A 15641-nucleotide genomic window follows, 5' to 3' on the forward strand; every position below is an offset into this window, starting at 1 on the left:
TGGAGCGGGTCCCGAAGCACCGACTGTGGCCGCTTCGATCGGGCGCGGTGCCCGATGGGGACAACGTACGTCCGCCCTCCGACACCCCGCCAGCGACACGCGGTTTCCGGCGTTACGGTCACGTGAACAACGTGACACCGGCAGTCGACGTGGCCGTCCGCCGGACGGGAGGCCCGTGGCGGCGCCGCCCCGCGCCTCCCGTCCGCCCTTCCGCACGTCCAGATCCGCGAAAGCGACAGATCTCCGCGAACCGTTCCCGGAGATCTGTCGCTTTCGCGGAACCGCGCTACTGAAGCGTCGCGTACGAGACGCAGGCGTCGCGGAACATGTCGAGCGTCTCGTCCGTCGTCGAGGCGAACACCGACACCCGCGCGACGCCGAGCCGCGTCGTCGCGGTCACGCCGTGGTTGTGCAGCGCCGCGGACAGCGCGGTCAGGCGCCCCTCGGCCGGCCGCAGCACGACGATGCCGGCGCGCTCGCGCGGGTCGCGGCTGGACTCGACCTCGAGCCCGAACTCGTCCGCGATCGCGAACACGCGCTCGACGCGCTCGGTGACGCGCTCCTGCACGGCGGCGACACCGACGGCGGTCAGCCGGTCCAGCGACACCGCGAGGCGGGCCTGCGCGATGGGGTCGATGCGGGTCATCTGGTAGCCGGCGGCACCCGGGCGCACGGCGGGGACGTCCACGGGCCAGCCGGTGGTGCCGTGCGGGCCGGACAGCGCCGGACGCAGGCGGTTCAGGGCGCGGTCGCTGAAGGCGGTGAAGCCCGTGCCCCAGCCGGCGTGCAGCCACTTCTGGCCGCCGGTCGCGACGACGTCCGCGATCTCGTAGGGGGCGTCGACGACTCCGAAGCCCTGGATCGCGTCGAGGATCAGCAGGCGGTCGCCGATGACCTCGCGGATGCCGGCGAGGTCGGCCAGGTAGCCGGTGCGCCAGTCGACCAGCGACACCGCCACGGCCGTCACGTCGTCGGTCAGGCGCTCCTGGATGAGCGAGGGGGTCATCCACCCGGCACCGGACTCGATGACGACCGGCTGGACCCGGCCGCCGGTCGCCGAGGCGGCGCTCGCCAGCGCGAGCGGCAGCGAGGGGTACTCGTCGGCCGACACCAGCACGCCGCCGGTCAGGCCGAAGGCCGTGTGCAGCAGGCCGGGCGTCGTCGCGGTCTGCGAGACGACCTGGTCCTCGCGGCGACCGACCAAGCGGGCGGCGACCGTGCGGACGCGGGCGTCCTGCTCGTCGAGGGTCTCCATGGCGCCGAAGCGCATGTGCTCCTGGATCGTGCCGAGCACGCGCTGCTCTTCGAGCACGGCGGTCTGCACGGGGCCGAACGCAGCGTGGTCGAGGTAGCCGGGGTCCTCGGAGAAGCCCGCGGCGTACTCGTCGATGTTCACAGGGGTGCACCTTTCACAGTGTCGAACCCTGAGAGCCTACTGGGATCACTGAACGTCAGCGAACCCAGGCCGATCCGCGCAGTAGCGAGGAAGCGTCAGCCGCCGAAGCGTCGCGACCGCAGCCCGAAGTCGCGGACGGCGCGCAGGAAGTCGACCTCGCGCAGGTCGGGGTAGAGCGCCTCCACGAAGTAGAACTCGCTGTGCGCGCTCTGCCACAGCATGAAGTCGGACAGCCGCTGCTCACCCGAGGTCCGGATCACCAGGTCGGGGTCGGGCTGTCCCTGCGTGTACAGGTGGTCGCCGATGAGCTCCGGCGTAAGGACCTCGGCCAGGGTGTCGATCGTGCCGCCACCCGCGCCGTGCGACTCCACGATGCTGCGCATGGCGTCGGCGATCTCGCGGCGCCCGCCGTACCCGACGGCCAGGTTGATGTGGAGTCCGGTCCGGCCGGCGGTGCGCTCCTCGGCCTGCGCGAGCGCGGACACGAGCGAGTCGGGCAGGCCCTCGTTCGACCCGACGTGCTGCACGCGCCAGTCCGTGGTGTCGGCGAGCACCCCGGCCAGGTCGCCGATGATGCCGACGAGCTCGCTGAGTTCCGCTCCGGCACGTCCGGTCAGGTTGTCGGCGGAGAGCAGGTAGAGCGTCACGACCTCGATGCCGAGCTCGTCGCACCAGGTCAGGAACTCCGGGATCTTCGCGGCGCCGGCGCGGTGGCCGTGCGCGGCGGACTCGAGCCCGAGCTGCTTCGCCCACCGACGGTTGCCGTCGACGATCATGGCGACGTGCTTCGGCTTCGCGCTGCCCTCGATCTGGCGGCGGATGCGGCTCTGGTAGGCGCGGTAGAGGATCCCTCGTCCTGCCCATCCCACCCTGCCGGTCACGCACCGAGCGTAGTGCACCGTCGGTCGGAGCGTCCCGAGTGCGGCTCCCCCAGAACTCGTGGCATCCGTTCGGGCACGGGGCTTACAGTCGGCACATGCAGGACGAGCACGAGACCGCCACCCTCCCCCACGTCCCGTTCACCGAAGAGGCCGCGACGACCACGGAGGACACCCGCCCCGCCTGGCGCGGGTGGATCCACCTCGGCGCGTTCCCGTTCGCGATCGCGATGGGCATCGTCCTCATCGCCCTGGCCGACAGCACCGCGGCGAAGGTCGGCAGCGCGGTGTTCATGGCCACGTCGCTGGCCATGTTCGGGGTCTCCGCGACGTACCACCGGTTCCCGTGGGGGCCGACCGTCAAGGCGGTGCTCAAGCGCATCGACCACACGAACATCCTGCTGCTCATCGCCGGCACCTACACGCCGATCGCGATCTGCGCCCTGCCGCACACGCTGATGGTGGTCGTGCTCTGGGTGATGTGGTCCGGCGCCGCCCTCGGCATCGCCTTCCGGGTGCTGTGGATCAACGCGCCCCGGTGGCTGTACGTGCCGATCTACCTGGTGCTCGGCTGCGCGGCGCTCGGGCTGCTGCCGCAGTTCTTCGCGGCGAGCGTCCCGATGACCGTGCTCATCCTGTCCGGCGGTGTCGCCTACATCATCGGCGCGCTGGTCTACGGCTTCAAGCGGCCGAACCCGGTGCCCACCCAGTTCGGCTTCCACGAGGTGTTCCACGCCCTGACGGTCGTGGCCTTCGGCGCGCAGTGGGTCGGTGTGCTCATCGTCGCCCTGGACCCGGTGCGCTGACGGTCGCACGTTCCTTCCCGGAACGCGCGCGATGCCTGGTCGTTCCGGGCGTACTCACCCGGAACTTTCGACCAGGTACGCCCGATCCGCCCAGGTACGCCCGGTTCCGTCAGGCGCTAGCGCGTCAACCGCGCTCGGTGTCGTCCCCGACGTCGGCTCGGCCGTCCTCGGCCGCACGCCGCTCCGACTCGTCCGTCGCGGGACCGTCGAACGCGGTGCCGTTCGCTTCCGCCTCGAGACGCTCGCGGATCTCCGACCGGTAGCGCGTCCGGCGGATGCGCCGGGTCATGTCCACGACCAGGACGATCGTCGCGATCGCCACCAGCGCGATGGCGATGAACCCGACGACACCGGGGGTGACGTTCACGTCCGGCACGACGCTGGGGCTGGGACTGGGGGTGGCGGCGAGTGCCGCCGCGATGGAGCTCACGGGGTCGGTTCCTTGTCGGCAGGGATCCCGGCGAACAGATCGGTCTCCGGGAGCTCGGTCGGCACGCGGGCCTCCACGAGCTGGTAGTCCTCGGTCGGCCACACCGTGGCCAGGAGGTCGTTCGGCCAGTAGAAGAACGCACTGTCCGGCGCCACCTGGCTGGCGTGGGCACGGAGCGCGGCGTCGCGCTGGTCGAAGTACTCGTGCACGTCGACGTGCGTGGTCGCGAGGTCGGGCCGGTCGGCGAACCGCTCGACCCACTCGCGCAGCTGCTCGATCGCGGGGCTGTCCGGGTCGCGGTCCTGCAGCGCCTCGAAGATCGTCCGGAAGCGGCGCGGGTTCATCGTGCGCTCGTAGTAGAGCTTGGCGATCGACCACGGTTCGCCGGCCGCGGGGTACGCAGCGGGATCGGCCGCGGCTGCCCAGGCGGCGACGGACACCTCGTGCGTGCGGATGTGGTCGGGGTGCGGGTAGCCGCCGTTCTCGTCGTAGGTGACGAGCACGTGCGGACGGAACCGGCGGATCACCCGGACGAGCGCCTCGGTGCTGTACTCGAGCGGCACGGTCGAGAACGTGCCGGGTCGGACGGTCTCGCCCTTCGCGGCGTCGGGCAGTCCGGAGTCGTGGTAGCCGAGCCACAGGTGGTCGATGCCGAGGGCTGCCTGCGCGGCGGCCATCTCACCACGGCGGTACCCGGCCATGTCGCGGTGCGCGCGGCTCGTCGCGGGCTCGCCGAGCTGGTCGTTGAGGATGTCGCCGGCCTCGCCCCCGGTGCAGGAGACGACCAGTACCTCGTGCCCCTCGGCCACGTACTTCGCCGCGGTCGCCGCCCCCTTGCTCGACTCGTCGTCGGGGTGGGCGTGGACGGCCAGCAAGCGGTACGGCACGGGACTTCCTCACGGGGGTGAGCGTGGGCGAGCGGAGGACGAGCGGGGACGGGAAGTGCACAGCGACGCGTGAACTACCCTGGGATCAGGATAATCACCCCGGGAGCCCCGAACTGTCCGAACAGCACCACACCGCCACCCTCGACGACCGCTACGGCCGCACCCCGGCCCGAGCGCGCCGCAGCAAGGCCGTCGCGATCACCGCCGCCATCGCCGTGGTCGTGGTCTTCGCCGCCTGGGTGATCTGGGCGGGTCTCGACCAGTCCGACCGCGGCCTGACCGACGACGTCGTGGGGTACGAGGTCCTCTCCCAGCACAGCACGGTCGTGCACTCGCAGGTCTCCGTCGACCCGGGCGTCCGGGCGAAGTGCGCCGTCCAGGTCCTCGACAAGAGCTACTCGATCGTGGGCTGGAAGGAGATCACCCTCGCCCCGTCCGAGCAGCGCACCCGCAGTGTCAGCACCGAGGTGACGACCACGACCCGTGGCGTCACCGGCTTGATCCACGACTGCTGGATTCCCTAGACTGTCCTGATTCGCCTCTCGAGACCGACCACTCGGCCGGTCTCGTTTTTCATGGTCGAAGGGACAGAAGATGAGCAACGACACGCAGGTCACCTGGCTGACCCAGGAGGCGCACGACCGTCTCCAGGCGGAGCTCGACGAGCTGAGCGGCGAGGGCCGTGCCGAGATCGCGCGCCGCATCGAGGCCGCTCGCGAAGAGGGCGACCTCAAGGAGAACGGCGGCTACCACGCCGCCAAGGACGAGCAGGGCAAGATCGAGGCGCGCATCCGCGTCCTCACGAACCTCCTCAAGCACGCGACCGTCAGCGAAGCGGTCTTCGACGGCACGGTCGAGCCCGGCACCGTCGTCACCGCGGTCATCGCGGGCGACGAGTCGACGTTCCTGGTCGGCAGCCGCGAGATCGTCGCCGAGGGCTCCGACCTGACGGTCTACAGCCCGGTCAGCCCCGTCGGCGCGGCGATCGTCGGCCTCAAGGCCGGCGACAAGGCCACCTACACGGCGCCGAACGGCAAGGAGATCGCGGTCGAGGTCGTCAAGATCGAGCGCTACGAGCCGTAGGCAGCACCACAGACGGACAGGAGGCCCGGGGCGACACCGCCACGGGCCTCCCGTCTGTCCGCTGGTCGCGTCCACGGCCCCGCTCGCCGGGGCGCACCACGGATCCGACAGGACACGCGTCGAACGACTCGTGGATCGTCGCAGGACTAGTGCTCGAGGAGCTCCGGGCGGAAGCCGACCTCGTGCAGGCGCTGGATGACCTCCTGCGCGTGCTCGGGGCCGCGCGCCTCGATCGACAGGTCGAGGGCCACCTCGTTGATGACCAGGCCCTGTCCGTGGCGGGTGTGCAGGACCTCGACCACGTTCGCGCCGGCGTCCGAGATCACCTGGGCGACCCGGGCGAGCTGGCCCGGACGGTCCGGCAGCATGATGCGGATGCCGATGTAGCGCGACGCGGCGACGAGACCGCGGGTGATCACGCGCTCCATCATGAGCGGGTCGATGTTGCCGCCGCTCAACAGCACGACGGTGCGCCCGGTGTCGCGGACCGCGCCGGACATGATCGCGGCGACACCGACGGCTCCGGCGGCCTCGACCACGAGCTTCGCACGCTCGAGCAGCACGAGCAGGGCGCGGGCGGTGTCGTCGTCGGAGACCGTGACGATGTCGTCGACCAGGTCGCGGATGATCGGGAAGTTCAGGTCGCCGGGGCGGGCGACCGCGATGCCGTCGGCGATCGTCGGTGTCGTCGTGATGGTGACGGGCTCGCCGGCGCGGATCGACGACGGGTACGCAGCAGCGTTCTCGGCCTGCACCCCGATGACCTTGATCGGTCGTCCGAGCCGCTCGGCCATGCCCTTGACCGCGAGGGCGATGCCGGAGATGACCCCGCCGCCGCCGATCGGCACGACGACGGTGTCCACGTCGGGCACCTGGTCGATGATCTCGAGGCCGAGGGTTCCCTGGCCGGCGATGACGGCGGGGTGGTCGAACGGCGGGATGAAGACCGCGCCGGTGTGCGCGGCGAAGTCCTTGGCGGCGCTCAGGGCTTCCTCCACCGAGTGGCCGCGCAGCACGACCTCGGCGCCGTAGTGGCGGGTGGCCTGCAGCTTCGGCAGCGCGACACCGACCGGGGTGAAGATCGTCGCCGGGATGCCGAGCTCGCGGGCGGCGAGGGCGACTCCCTGGGCGTGGTTGCCGGCGCTGGCCGCGACGACGCCCTTGGCGCGCTGTTCCTCGGACAGGGTCGACAGGCGGTTGTACGCGCCGCGGACCTTGTACGCACCGGTGCGCTGCAGGTTCTCGCACTTCAGGTGCACCGGTGAACCGAGCACCTCGGCCAGGAACTGCGAGGTCTCCATCGGGGTGACGCGCGCGACGCCCGAGATGGTCTCCCGCGCCGTCTCGATGTCCGCGAGGGTGGGGATCGCGGCGAGCGTGTGCTGGGAGGCGCTGGTGTCGGTCACTCCCCCATCATCGTCGTTCCGGGCCCCCGCGGCGAACCCGTGACACGAGGGATCGTTCAGTGTCAGCCTGCCGTCCCCTTGACCGCGGTCGGCTGCTCGTCGGTGCCCGGCTTCGGCACGTCGCCACGGCGCTTCCGCAACTTGAGGATCTTGCGCCGGCGCTTGGTCCGGACGTTCTCGTCGTGCGCGTCCTGCTTGGCCTCGAGCACGTGGTCGGAGTCCATCGTCTTCCACCGGCCGCTCGAGATGGTCGTGACCATGGAGTTGACGGTGGCGATGAGCGGGACGGCGAAGAACGCGCCCGCGATGCCCGCGAGACCCGACGCCGCGGTGACCCCGAGGACGACGGCGAGCGGGTGCACCTTGACGGCGCTGCCCATGACGAGCGGCTGCAGGATGTGTCCCTCGACCTGCTGCACGACCAGGATCACGCCGAGCATGATGACCGCCGCCACCGGGCCGTTGAAGACCAGGGCGACGAACACCGCCAGGAACCCGGTGACGATCGCACCGACGACCGGGATGAACGACCCGAGGAACACGAAGACCGCGATCGGCACGACGAGCGGCAGCTGCAGGAAGAACGCACCGAGGCCGATGCCGACGGCGTCGACGAACGCGACGAAGATCTGCACCCGGATGAAGCTCGTCAACGTCGTCCAGCCGGCGACCCCGGCGCCGTCGATCGCGCTGCGGGCGTTCTTCGGGAAGAGCCGGACCGTCCAGCGCCAGACGTTCTTGCCGTCGATGAGCAGGAAGATCACCGTGAAGATGACGATGAACAGGCCGGTGAGGATGTGCGTCAGGGACGACCCCGCGCTGGCGACTCCGGACAGGATCGAGCCGGAGTTGCTCTGCAGCCAGTCGGTCGCCTGGTTGAGGTAGGAGTTCAGGTCCTTCTGGCTGATCCCGAGCCCGGAGCTGAGCACGAAGTCGCGGATGTTGTCGTACTGCGACAGGGTGCGGTCGCGGAGCGACGGGTAGGCGGCGGCGATCTGGTCGACGACGAGCCAGATGAGCGCCCCGACGGCGGCGAGCCCACCGACCAGGCTGACGATGACGGCGAGCCACTTCGGCACGTGGTGGCGCTGCATCCAGTTCGACAGCGGGACCAGGAGCGCGGCGACGACGATGCCGATGAGGAACGGGATGAGGATCTCGCTGAACAGCGTGACCAGGTAGATGACCACCGCGACGACGCCGACCACGACGAGGATCCGCCACGACCACGCACCGGCGATCCGCATGCCGGGCGGCACCGCGTCATCGACGACGACGGGATCCGTGTGCGGTGTCTTCTTTCCCCAGGCCATGGGCCGATCCTAGCGATCCGAACGTCCTCGCGTTCCAGATACGGCATACGTTCGGACGCCGCGCTGTCGGCGGGGTTCGGTAGCGTCGCCGCATGGTCAGGTCCTCGCTCTCCGCCGCCGAAGCCCGCCGCGTCGCCCTCGCCGCGCAGGGGTTCGGTCGGCCACCGGCGACGGGCGTCTCGACGCGTGCGGTGAACGCTGCGTTCGCTCGGCTCGGGCTGCTGCAGATCGACTCGGTGAACGTGTTCGAGCGCAGCCACTACCTGCCGCTCTTCGCACGGCTGGGGGCGTACGACCGGTCCACGCTCGACCGACTGACCCTCGGCCGGTCCGGGCCCTACACCGAGTACTGGGCGCACGAGGCCGCCCTCATCCCGCGCGACGACCTGCGGCTGTTCCGCTGGCGGATGGACGCCCTGCGGGAGCGCGACGCCGGTCCGACCCGGATCGACGGCGTCACCCGCACCGCCGGGGTCCGACGCGAGCTGCACGCGCTCCTGCGTGCCGAGGGGCCGATGCGAGCCAGCGCGGTCGAGCACGAGTCGAACGTCCGCCGTGGGCCGTGGTGGGGCTGGAGCGACGTGAAACTCGGGCTCGAGCAGATGTTCCGCTGGGGCGAGGCCGTGAGCGCCGGACGGTCGGGCTTCGAGCGCTTGTACGCCCTGCCCGAGCAGGTCCTGCCGGCCGGGTTCCTCGAGACGGCACCGCCGCGCGCTGCCGCCGTGCTCGAACTCGTCCGGCACGCCACCCGCGCCCTCGGCGTCGGCACCCGAGCGGACATCGCCGACTACTACCGACTGCGGTCGGACGACACCGCCGGCGCCATCGCGGAGCTCACCGCTGCCGGCGAGCTCCTGCCCGTGCGGGTCGAGGGCTGGGGTGAGCGGGCCTGGCTCCACCCCGATGCCCGGGTGCCTCGGCAGCTGACCGCCGACGCGGTGCTCAGCCCGTTCGACCCGGTCGTGTGGTTCCGCCGGCGGGCGGAGCGGATGTACGGGTTCCACTACCGGATCGAGATCTACACACCGGCGCCGAAGCGGGTGTTCGGGTACTACGTGTTGCCCGTGCTGCAGGACGACCGCCTCGTCGGCCGGGTCGACCTGAAGAGCGACCGGCAGCGTGGCGTGCTGCGGGTCCGGACCGCGTGGCAGGAGCCCGGCGAGCACCTCGATGCCGAGCGGCTGGCCGAGACCCTCCGACGCACCGCCGCCTGGCAGGGACTCGACGAGGTCGAGGTCACGGATCGGGGCACGGCTGCCGCCGCGGTCGCCGGGGCGCTCGGCCTCCCGCTGGTCCCGCACGAAGCCGTCGACGACGCCGATGCCCCCGAACCCACGGAGCATCTCGACGCCGTCGAGGCCTGACCGGGCTCAGAAGCGGTCGGCGTTCAAACGCAACCGCGCGATGCGGTCCGGCAGCGGCGGGTGCGTCGAGAACAGCCGGTCCATCACGCCGGGGCGCATCGGGTCGGCGATCCACAGGTGGGCCATCGACGAGTTCTGCGTCTGCATCGGTCGGCCGTACGCGCCGAGCTTCTCGAGCGCCCGGGCGAGGCCCTCGGGGTGACGGGTCGTCATCGCACCGGTGGCGTCGGCGAGGTACTCGCGCTGCCGGGACACCGCAGCCTGCACGCCCGCCGCGGCGATCGGCGCCACGACGACGGCCACGATGCCGGCGATGAGCAGCACCGGGTTCGCGCCGCCACCGTTGTCCGAGTTGCGGTTCCGGCCGCCGGACAGGCCGCTGAAGATCGAGATGCGCAGGAGCACGTCGGCGATCAGGCCGACGGCGACCACCAGCCCGAACACCATCGTCGAGACCCGGATGTCGTAGTTGCGGACGTGCCCGAGTTCGTGGGCCATCACACCCTGGAGCTCCTGGTCGTCCATGATCTGCAGCAGCCCGGTCGTCGCCGCGACCACGGCGTGCTCCGGGTCGCGCCCGGTCGCGAAGGCGTTCGGCGACGGGTCCTGGATGACGTAGACCCGGGGCATCGGCATGCCGGTCGAGATCGCGAGGTTCTCGACCGTCCGCCAGAGCCGCGGTTCGGAGGTGCGGTCGATCTCGATGCCGCCGGCGATGGCGGTCGCCTGCCGAGCGGCGAAGAAGTACTGCAGCACCGCGTAGCCCAGGGCGACGGCGAGCACGATGACGCCGATCGACACGTTCCCGGCCAGGTACCCGCCCAGGAACCCGAGCGCGCCGATGATCAGCAGGAAGACCAGGACGATGACGACGGTGTTGCGCTTGTTCCGCGCGATGGCGCTGTACACGGCAGCTGCGAGGCTGGGGTCAGAACTGGACGCGCGGCGGCTCGGCGATGGCTGCCGGCTCGGCGGTCTCGAAGAACGTCGCCTCGGCGAAGCCCCGTCGCTTGGCGAACGTGGAGTTCGGGAAGACCCGGATCTTCGTGTTCAGCTCGCGCACGCCGCCGTTGTAGAAGCGCCGGGCGGACTGGATCTTGTCCTCGGTGTCGACGAGCTCGGTCTGCAGCTGCAGGAAGTTCTGGCTCGACTGCAGCTGCGGGTACCCCTCGGCGACCGCGAACACGCTCTTCAGCGCCTTCTGCATGTGTCCCTCGGCCGCGGAGGCCGTGCCGGCGTCACCGGCCGTCAGGGTCTCGGAGCGCGCCTTGGTGACGTCGTCGAAGACGGCCTTCTCGTGGGTGGCGTACCCCTTGACCGTGTCGACGATGGTCGGGATGAGGTCGGCGCGCCGCTTCAGCTGCACCGAGATGTCGCTCCAGGCCTCGTCCACACGGACCTTGAGCGTGACGAGCGAGTTGTACGTCACCCAGAGGTAGATCCCGATGATGACCAGGATCACCACCACCACTCCGACGACGATCAGCGTCGTGACGAGTCCGGTGTCCATGCGTGGGTGCTCCTTCTCGCGTTCGGATCCGCGGTGCTGCGTGGCCTGAACGGCCGTCGTGAAGTCTACCGACGCGTCCGCAGTGCTCGCGTCGACCGCCAGGGTTCACGGGCGATTCCCGAGTCACGCACACCGGGCGTTCGGGCTGCGGGGCGAACACGACCGGATGCGGGACATCATCCGCGAGGTGTATTGACCCAGCGGCCCGGATCACGTGGGATGGAGCCGGTGAGCACGCGAGGGGACAACGTGGACGACCGGGCCGTCGGGGGCGACGGCCCTCGTCGTCGTACCCGGTTCGTCGCGCTCGCCTCGGCCACGGCCGTCCTCGCCGCGGCGCTGTTGGCGGCGGCAGCCACCCCCGCGTTCGCCGGCACGGCGCCCCACGAACAGGCGACCACCGAACGCGTCAGCGCCGCGAGCACCGCGACCCCCGCACCGGGCGAACTCGTGGGCCCGCCGAGCAGCGGTCGCCCCGGCACCCCCACGCCCCCGCCCGCGTCCACCGGACGACCGCCCGTCGCACCGACCATCGCCGACCCGGGGGACGTGACGAGCAGCACCGCACGGTTCCACGGCACCGGGACCCCGGCGCACGTCGTCCGCGTCGCGGGCCCCGCGTCGACCGGTTCGGCCGGTTGCTCGTCCCAGGTGCAGGCGAACGGTTCGTGGTCGTGCCTCGGTACGGTGCGGTCGGGTCCGCAGCAGGTCTTCACGGTGCGGGACGTCACCGCGCCGAGCCAGCCGCCCGCGAGTGCCCCGGCCTCCGACGTCATCGTGCCGCCGACCATCGCGTCCGACCACCCGACCAGCGGCGCGCTCTCCGGCACGGGCTTCCCCGGTTCCACCGTGGTGCTGTCGGTCTCCGGATCGTCGACGCAGCAGACCGCCCCGGTCGGCCCGGACGGTCGGTGGGTGACCTCGCTCGCGCTGCGGTCCGACGCGACCGTCACCGTGACCGCCTCGCAGACCGCCAGCACGGCCCGCGGTTACCGCTCCGACCTGCGCAGTGCGTCCTCGGCCCCGGTGCGGATCACGGTCGACCGCACAGCACCGGCAGCCCCGCGGATCACCGCACCCGACGACGGCGACCGCGTCGGTTCGCGCGCCACGGTCGTCCGCGGCACCGGCGAGCCCGGCGCCGACGTGACCGTCTACGTCGACCGCGCGCCCGTCTGCCGGGCCGAGGTCGCTGCGAACGGTTCCTGGTCCTGCTCCACCGCGGGGTCGCAGCTGCGGGCCGGCGGACACGACCTCACCGCGACGCAGCACGACGCCGCCGGCAACTACTCGCGGTCATCCACTGCCGTGCAGGTCACCGTGTGGTCGACCTCGGGTACCCCGAACGGCACCCCCGGCACCTCCGGCACCGGCGGGGACGCACCGACCAACGGCACCGGCACCGGCACCGGCAGCGGCAGCGGCAACGGAACCGACACCACCGGCACCACGACCGCACCGGGCGACGGCCAGACCCCCGGCGACGCGGGGACCCCGGCTGGCACCGGAACCGGGAACGCCGGCGGCACCGGCGACGACGGCCCCGGCTCGGCGGCAGCGCCCGGTGACGGCACCGACCCGACCGGCACGAGCACCCCCGGGGCCGCAGGCTCCGGCGGCCACACCGACTGGTCGGGCCCCGCGGGCGACTGGACCGCCGCCACCGCCTACGACCGCACCGTGCCGACGATCCAGGCCGCGTTCTCGTGGCGGACCGTCCTGATCGCCACGGCCGTCGCCGCTGGGTTCCTCCTGCTCATCGCCGCACCCCTCGCGCTCGTCGCCGCCGCTGCCCGCGGGCGCATCCGCTCGCCCTTCGCCGGACTGCTCGGGCGGAACCGCTCGCGCTCGGACCGCTCCGGGTCCGACGACGTGCTGCCGACCTGGGTGTCGATCACGGTCGCGGTGGCCGTCGCCGCCCTGTGCACGCTGCTCGGCGTGGGCGTCTCGCTCGAGGCCCGCTACGTCCGCCTCGCCATCGCCGTGCTGCTCGGCACCGCGGTGCTCACGGCAGCCGTGGTGCTCGTGACCCGGTGGGCGGCCGGGCCCGACCACCGTGCGGTGGGCTTCCGGGTGTCCCCGTGGCTGGTGCTCGCGGCGCTCGTGGCGTGCGGGATCACGCGGGCCGCGGACCTCTCCCCCGCCCTGATCGTCGGGATGGTGCTCGTGCCGTCGGGACGCCCCGACCTGGACACCGCCGCTCTGCGCCTGGGCTCCGGGATCGCCGCCGGTGCCCGGAGCGCGACCTGGCGGACGGTCGCGCTGCTCGGGCTCGCGACCGCGGGGTGGGTGCTCCACAGCCTGACCGCGGGCGGGGGCTTCTGGTCCGCGTTGACGTCGGAGTTCGCCATCACCCTGTGCGTCGGCGGGGTCGGAGCCGTCGTCGCCACGCTGCTGCCGTTCGCGGGTTCCGCCGGCAGTGCGGTCCTGATGGCCTCGCGTGCCCGGTACGTGGCACTCGCGGTCGTCGCGGTCGCGCTCACCGCCGCGGTCTACTCGGGTCCCGCGGGGACCCACGCGTCGCCGGTGCTGCTCGGCGCGGTCGGCGCGACCTGCGTGGCGGGCGCGATCGGGGCCTGGTTCTGGGCGCGCACCGCGCGACCGGACGCGGCCGCCTGACCCGCACCGGGCCTCCCGTCCGCCGTCCCCGCGCGGCGGATACAGTGACGATCGGTGCGTGACGCGCCGTTCGACCGCCCCAGGGAGCGATGATGACCGAGACCCGATCCGACTACGACCCGACGCGGTTCCGCGAGGTGTTCGAGGGCAGCTACACGTACGCGAACGGCTTCGCGCGGAACACCCACCGCTTCGCGGACCGGCCCGCGCTGCGCGACCCGGACACGGGTCGGTCGTGGACCTACGCGGAACTCGGGGACGTCGTCGACCACATCGGCGGGTGGCTCGTCCGGCACGGTGCCGGTCGCGGTTCGGTCGTGATGGTCGAGCTGTTCAACTCACCCGAGTTCGCGATGCTCTACCTGGCGTGCCACCGCATCGGCGCGGTGTTCTCGCCGACGAACTTCCGGCTCGCCCCCGACGAGGTCGCCTTCATCATCGAGGACTCCGCGCCCGTGGTGCTGGTGCACGACGCGGTGCGCGGCGACGACATCGCCCGAGCGCTCGAGACCGCGCCGCACAGTCCGGACCACGTGGTCGTCGTCGGTGGCGACGACCACGCTGCACGCGACGACCACGACGACCACGCAGCGCACCACGACGACGACCCCGCACACGACGCGCGCGTCGCGTTCACCGCGCTCCTCGCCGCCGACCCCGTCACGCCCGCCGAACTCGCCGCGACCGAGCCCCGCAGCACCTACGACGAGACCACCCGCCTCTACACCTCCGGCACCACCGGGCGACCGAAGCCGGTGCCCCTGCCGAGCCTGGTCGAGGTGCTCAGCGCCCACGACGTCGTGATGCACTTCCCGCTCAGCCCCTTCGACAAGACGCTCAACATGTCGCCGCTGTTCCACCGTGGCGGCCTGTACTCGGGCGGCCCGAACCCGGTGTTCTACGTCGGCGCCGAGCTCACCACCCTGCGGCACTTCGACGCCGAGCGGGTGCTCGACCTGGTCGAGTCCGAGCGGCTGACGTTCCTGATCGGTGCGCCGCCGAACCTGGTGCAGCTCGCGAACGCGCAAGAGGCCCGGCCCCGCGACCTGTCGTCCCTGCACGGCATCGTCACGATGGGTGCACCGCTCGACCGCGCCGCCGCACTCCGCTACCAGGAGCTCCTGTCCCCGCGGATCTTCAACGGCTACGGGACGACCGAGACCTTCTGGAACACGTTCCTGCGTCCTGAGGACTTCCCCGACGGCGCCGGCTCCACCGGACGAGCATCGACGGACGACGACGTCGCCGTGGTGCGCGTCTACGAGGACCGCCTGGCCGACCCGAGCGACACCGTGCCGAAGGACGGCTCCGAGATCGGCGAGTTCGCGGTCCGGACCGTGAAGTCCGGCTACTCGTACCGCAACCCGGGGCTCGAGGCGGAGAAGTTCGCGAACGGCTGGTTCTACCCCGGCGACCTCGCCACGTGGGACGAGCACGAGCGGGTGACGATCGTCGGCCGCAAGGACGACATGATCATCTCCGGCGGCGAGAACGTGCACCCCGTCCAGGTCGAGGCCGCACTGCAGGAGCACCCGGGCGTCGCCGACTCGATCGTCGTCGGGATCCCGGACGAGCGCTGGGGCGAGGTCGTCACGGCGTACGTGGTCCGTGCAGCGGGACGGCTACCGGACGACGACGTCGCGGCCGCCGCCGAGCTCGAGGAGTGGACGGGCTCGCACCCCGGGCTCGCCCGCTACAAGCGGCCGCGGCGGTACCGCTTCGTCGACGAGCTGCCCTACAACGCGACGGGCAAGAAGGTGCACTACCTCGCCAAGGCGACGGCAGCGGAGGACCAGGCGGCGGGCCGACTGCTCGAGCCGTAGCAGGCTCTGCACGTGCGCGGCGTCGGACGGGAGGCCCGTGGCGGCCCCGCCCCGCGCCTCCCGTCCGTCAGCCGGTCGCGTCCACGGCCGTGCCTGCGTGCGTTCCTTCCCATGCCGCGTGCGGTG

14 protein-coding genes are annotated in these 15641 nt (G+C 71.8%); 6 read left to right on the top strand and 8 right to left on the bottom strand.

Annotated elements, in window-relative coordinates; all coding sequences use genetic code 11:
• Nucleotides 1-286 precede the first annotated feature (286 nt).
• Both EDF51_RS17065 and EDF51_RS17070 read right to left on the bottom strand, forming a co-directional pair.
• Nucleotides 287-1396 carry an aminotransferase class V-fold PLP-dependent enzyme gene (locus EDF51_RS17065; RefSeq protein WP_111084809.1) on the bottom strand — a complete coding sequence of 370 codons (1110 nt, stop codon included), beginning with the start codon at nucleotides 1394-1396 and terminating at the stop codon, nucleotides 287-289.
• A gap of 95 nt (nucleotides 1397-1491) precedes the next feature.
• Complete coding sequence (locus tag EDF51_RS17070; RefSeq protein WP_173170760.1) at nucleotides 1492-2277, bottom strand: isoprenyl transferase; 786 nt, start codon at nucleotides 2275-2277, stop codon at nucleotides 1492-1494.
• Nucleotides 2278-2372: 95 nt separating this feature from the next.
• Between EDF51_RS17070 and EDF51_RS17075 the strand changes: the two genes are divergently transcribed.
• Nucleotides 2373-3080: a hemolysin III family protein gene (locus EDF51_RS17075; protein ID WP_123294746.1), complete on the top strand. Its 708-nt coding sequence runs from the start codon at nucleotides 2373-2375 to the stop codon at nucleotides 3078-3080.
• Between the two features lie 124 nt (nucleotides 3081-3204).
• Here EDF51_RS17075 and EDF51_RS17080 read toward each other — a convergent pair whose 3' ends face one another.
• Together EDF51_RS17080 and mca are read right to left on the bottom strand one after the other, a co-directional pair.
• Nucleotides 3205-3510 (bottom strand): hypothetical protein, encoded by a 306-nt coding sequence (locus EDF51_RS17080; protein ID WP_131878235.1) that lies wholly within the window; start codon nucleotides 3508-3510, stop codon nucleotides 3205-3207.
• Nucleotides 3507-4397, bottom strand: a complete 891-nt coding sequence (gene mca / locus EDF51_RS17085) for a mycothiol conjugate amidase Mca (RefSeq protein ID WP_134195736.1) — start codon at nucleotides 4395-4397, stop codon at nucleotides 3507-3509. Before mca ends, EDF51_RS17080 begins: the two co-directional genes overlap by 4 nt.
• Before the next feature lie 23 nt (nucleotides 4398-4420).
• Here mca and EDF51_RS17090 point away from each other — a divergent pair, with 23 nt between their 5' ends.
• Nucleotides 4421-4921 (top strand): DUF4307 domain-containing protein, encoded by a 501-nt coding sequence (locus tag EDF51_RS17090; RefSeq protein WP_165918729.1) that lies wholly within the window; start codon nucleotides 4421-4423, stop codon nucleotides 4919-4921.
• 70 nt (nucleotides 4922-4991) lie between these two features.
• Nucleotides 4992-5480, top strand: a complete 489-nt coding sequence (greA, locus tag EDF51_RS17095; RefSeq protein WP_111084815.1) for a transcription elongation factor GreA — start codon at nucleotides 4992-4994, stop codon at nucleotides 5478-5480.
• Nucleotides 5481-5626: 146 nt separating this feature from the next.
• Here the strand turns inward: greA and ilvA are convergent, their stop codons facing one another.
• Both ilvA and EDF51_RS17105 read right to left on the bottom strand, forming a co-directional pair.
• A complete protein-coding gene (ilvA, locus tag EDF51_RS17100; RefSeq protein ID WP_123340649.1) occupies nucleotides 5627-6886 on the bottom strand; it encodes a threonine ammonia-lyase in 1260 nt (419 codons plus the stop codon).
• Nucleotides 6887-6948: 62 nt separating this feature from the next.
• Nucleotides 6949-8199, bottom strand: coding sequence for an AI-2E family transporter (locus EDF51_RS17105; protein ID WP_131878233.1), 1251 nt, complete (start codon nucleotides 8197-8199; stop codon nucleotides 6949-6951).
• A gap of 92 nt (nucleotides 8200-8291) precedes the next feature.
• On the opposite strand from EDF51_RS17105, the gene EDF51_RS17110 reads away from it, so the two are divergent.
• A complete protein-coding gene (locus tag EDF51_RS17110; RefSeq protein ID WP_134195738.1) occupies nucleotides 8292-9563 on the top strand; it encodes a crosslink repair DNA glycosylase YcaQ family protein in 1272 nt (423 codons plus the stop codon).
• 6 nt (nucleotides 9564-9569) lie between these two features.
• Here the strand turns inward: EDF51_RS17110 and EDF51_RS17115 are convergent, their stop codons facing one another.
• Together EDF51_RS17115 and EDF51_RS17120 are read right to left on the bottom strand one after the other, a co-directional pair.
• The gene (locus EDF51_RS17115; protein ID WP_134195740.1) at nucleotides 9570-10472 is read right to left on the bottom strand and encodes a M48 family metalloprotease; all 903 of its coding nucleotides are present in this window, start codon (nucleotides 10470-10472) and stop codon (nucleotides 9570-9572) included.
• 19 nt (nucleotides 10473-10491) lie between these two features.
• Nucleotides 10492-11073, bottom strand: a complete 582-nt coding sequence (locus EDF51_RS17120) for a LemA family protein (protein WP_111084820.1) — start codon at nucleotides 11071-11073, stop codon at nucleotides 10492-10494.
• A gap of 228 nt (nucleotides 11074-11301) precedes the next feature.
• Here EDF51_RS17120 and EDF51_RS17125 point away from each other — a divergent pair, with 228 nt between their 5' ends.
• Nucleotides 11302-13692, top strand: a complete 2391-nt coding sequence (locus tag EDF51_RS17125; protein ID WP_134195741.1) for an Ig-like domain-containing protein — start codon at nucleotides 11302-11304, stop codon at nucleotides 13690-13692.
• A 92-nt stretch (nucleotides 13693-13784) separates the two neighbouring features.
• Complete coding sequence (locus EDF51_RS17130) at nucleotides 13785-15515, top strand: AMP-binding protein (protein ID WP_134195743.1); 1731 nt, start codon at nucleotides 13785-13787, stop codon at nucleotides 15513-15515.
• Nucleotides 15516-15641: the final 126 nt, after the last annotated feature.

It is taken from the genome of Curtobacterium sp. PhB25, from assembly GCF_004365375.1.
GTDB lineage: Bacteria > Actinomycetota > Actinomycetes > Actinomycetales > Microbacteriaceae > Curtobacterium.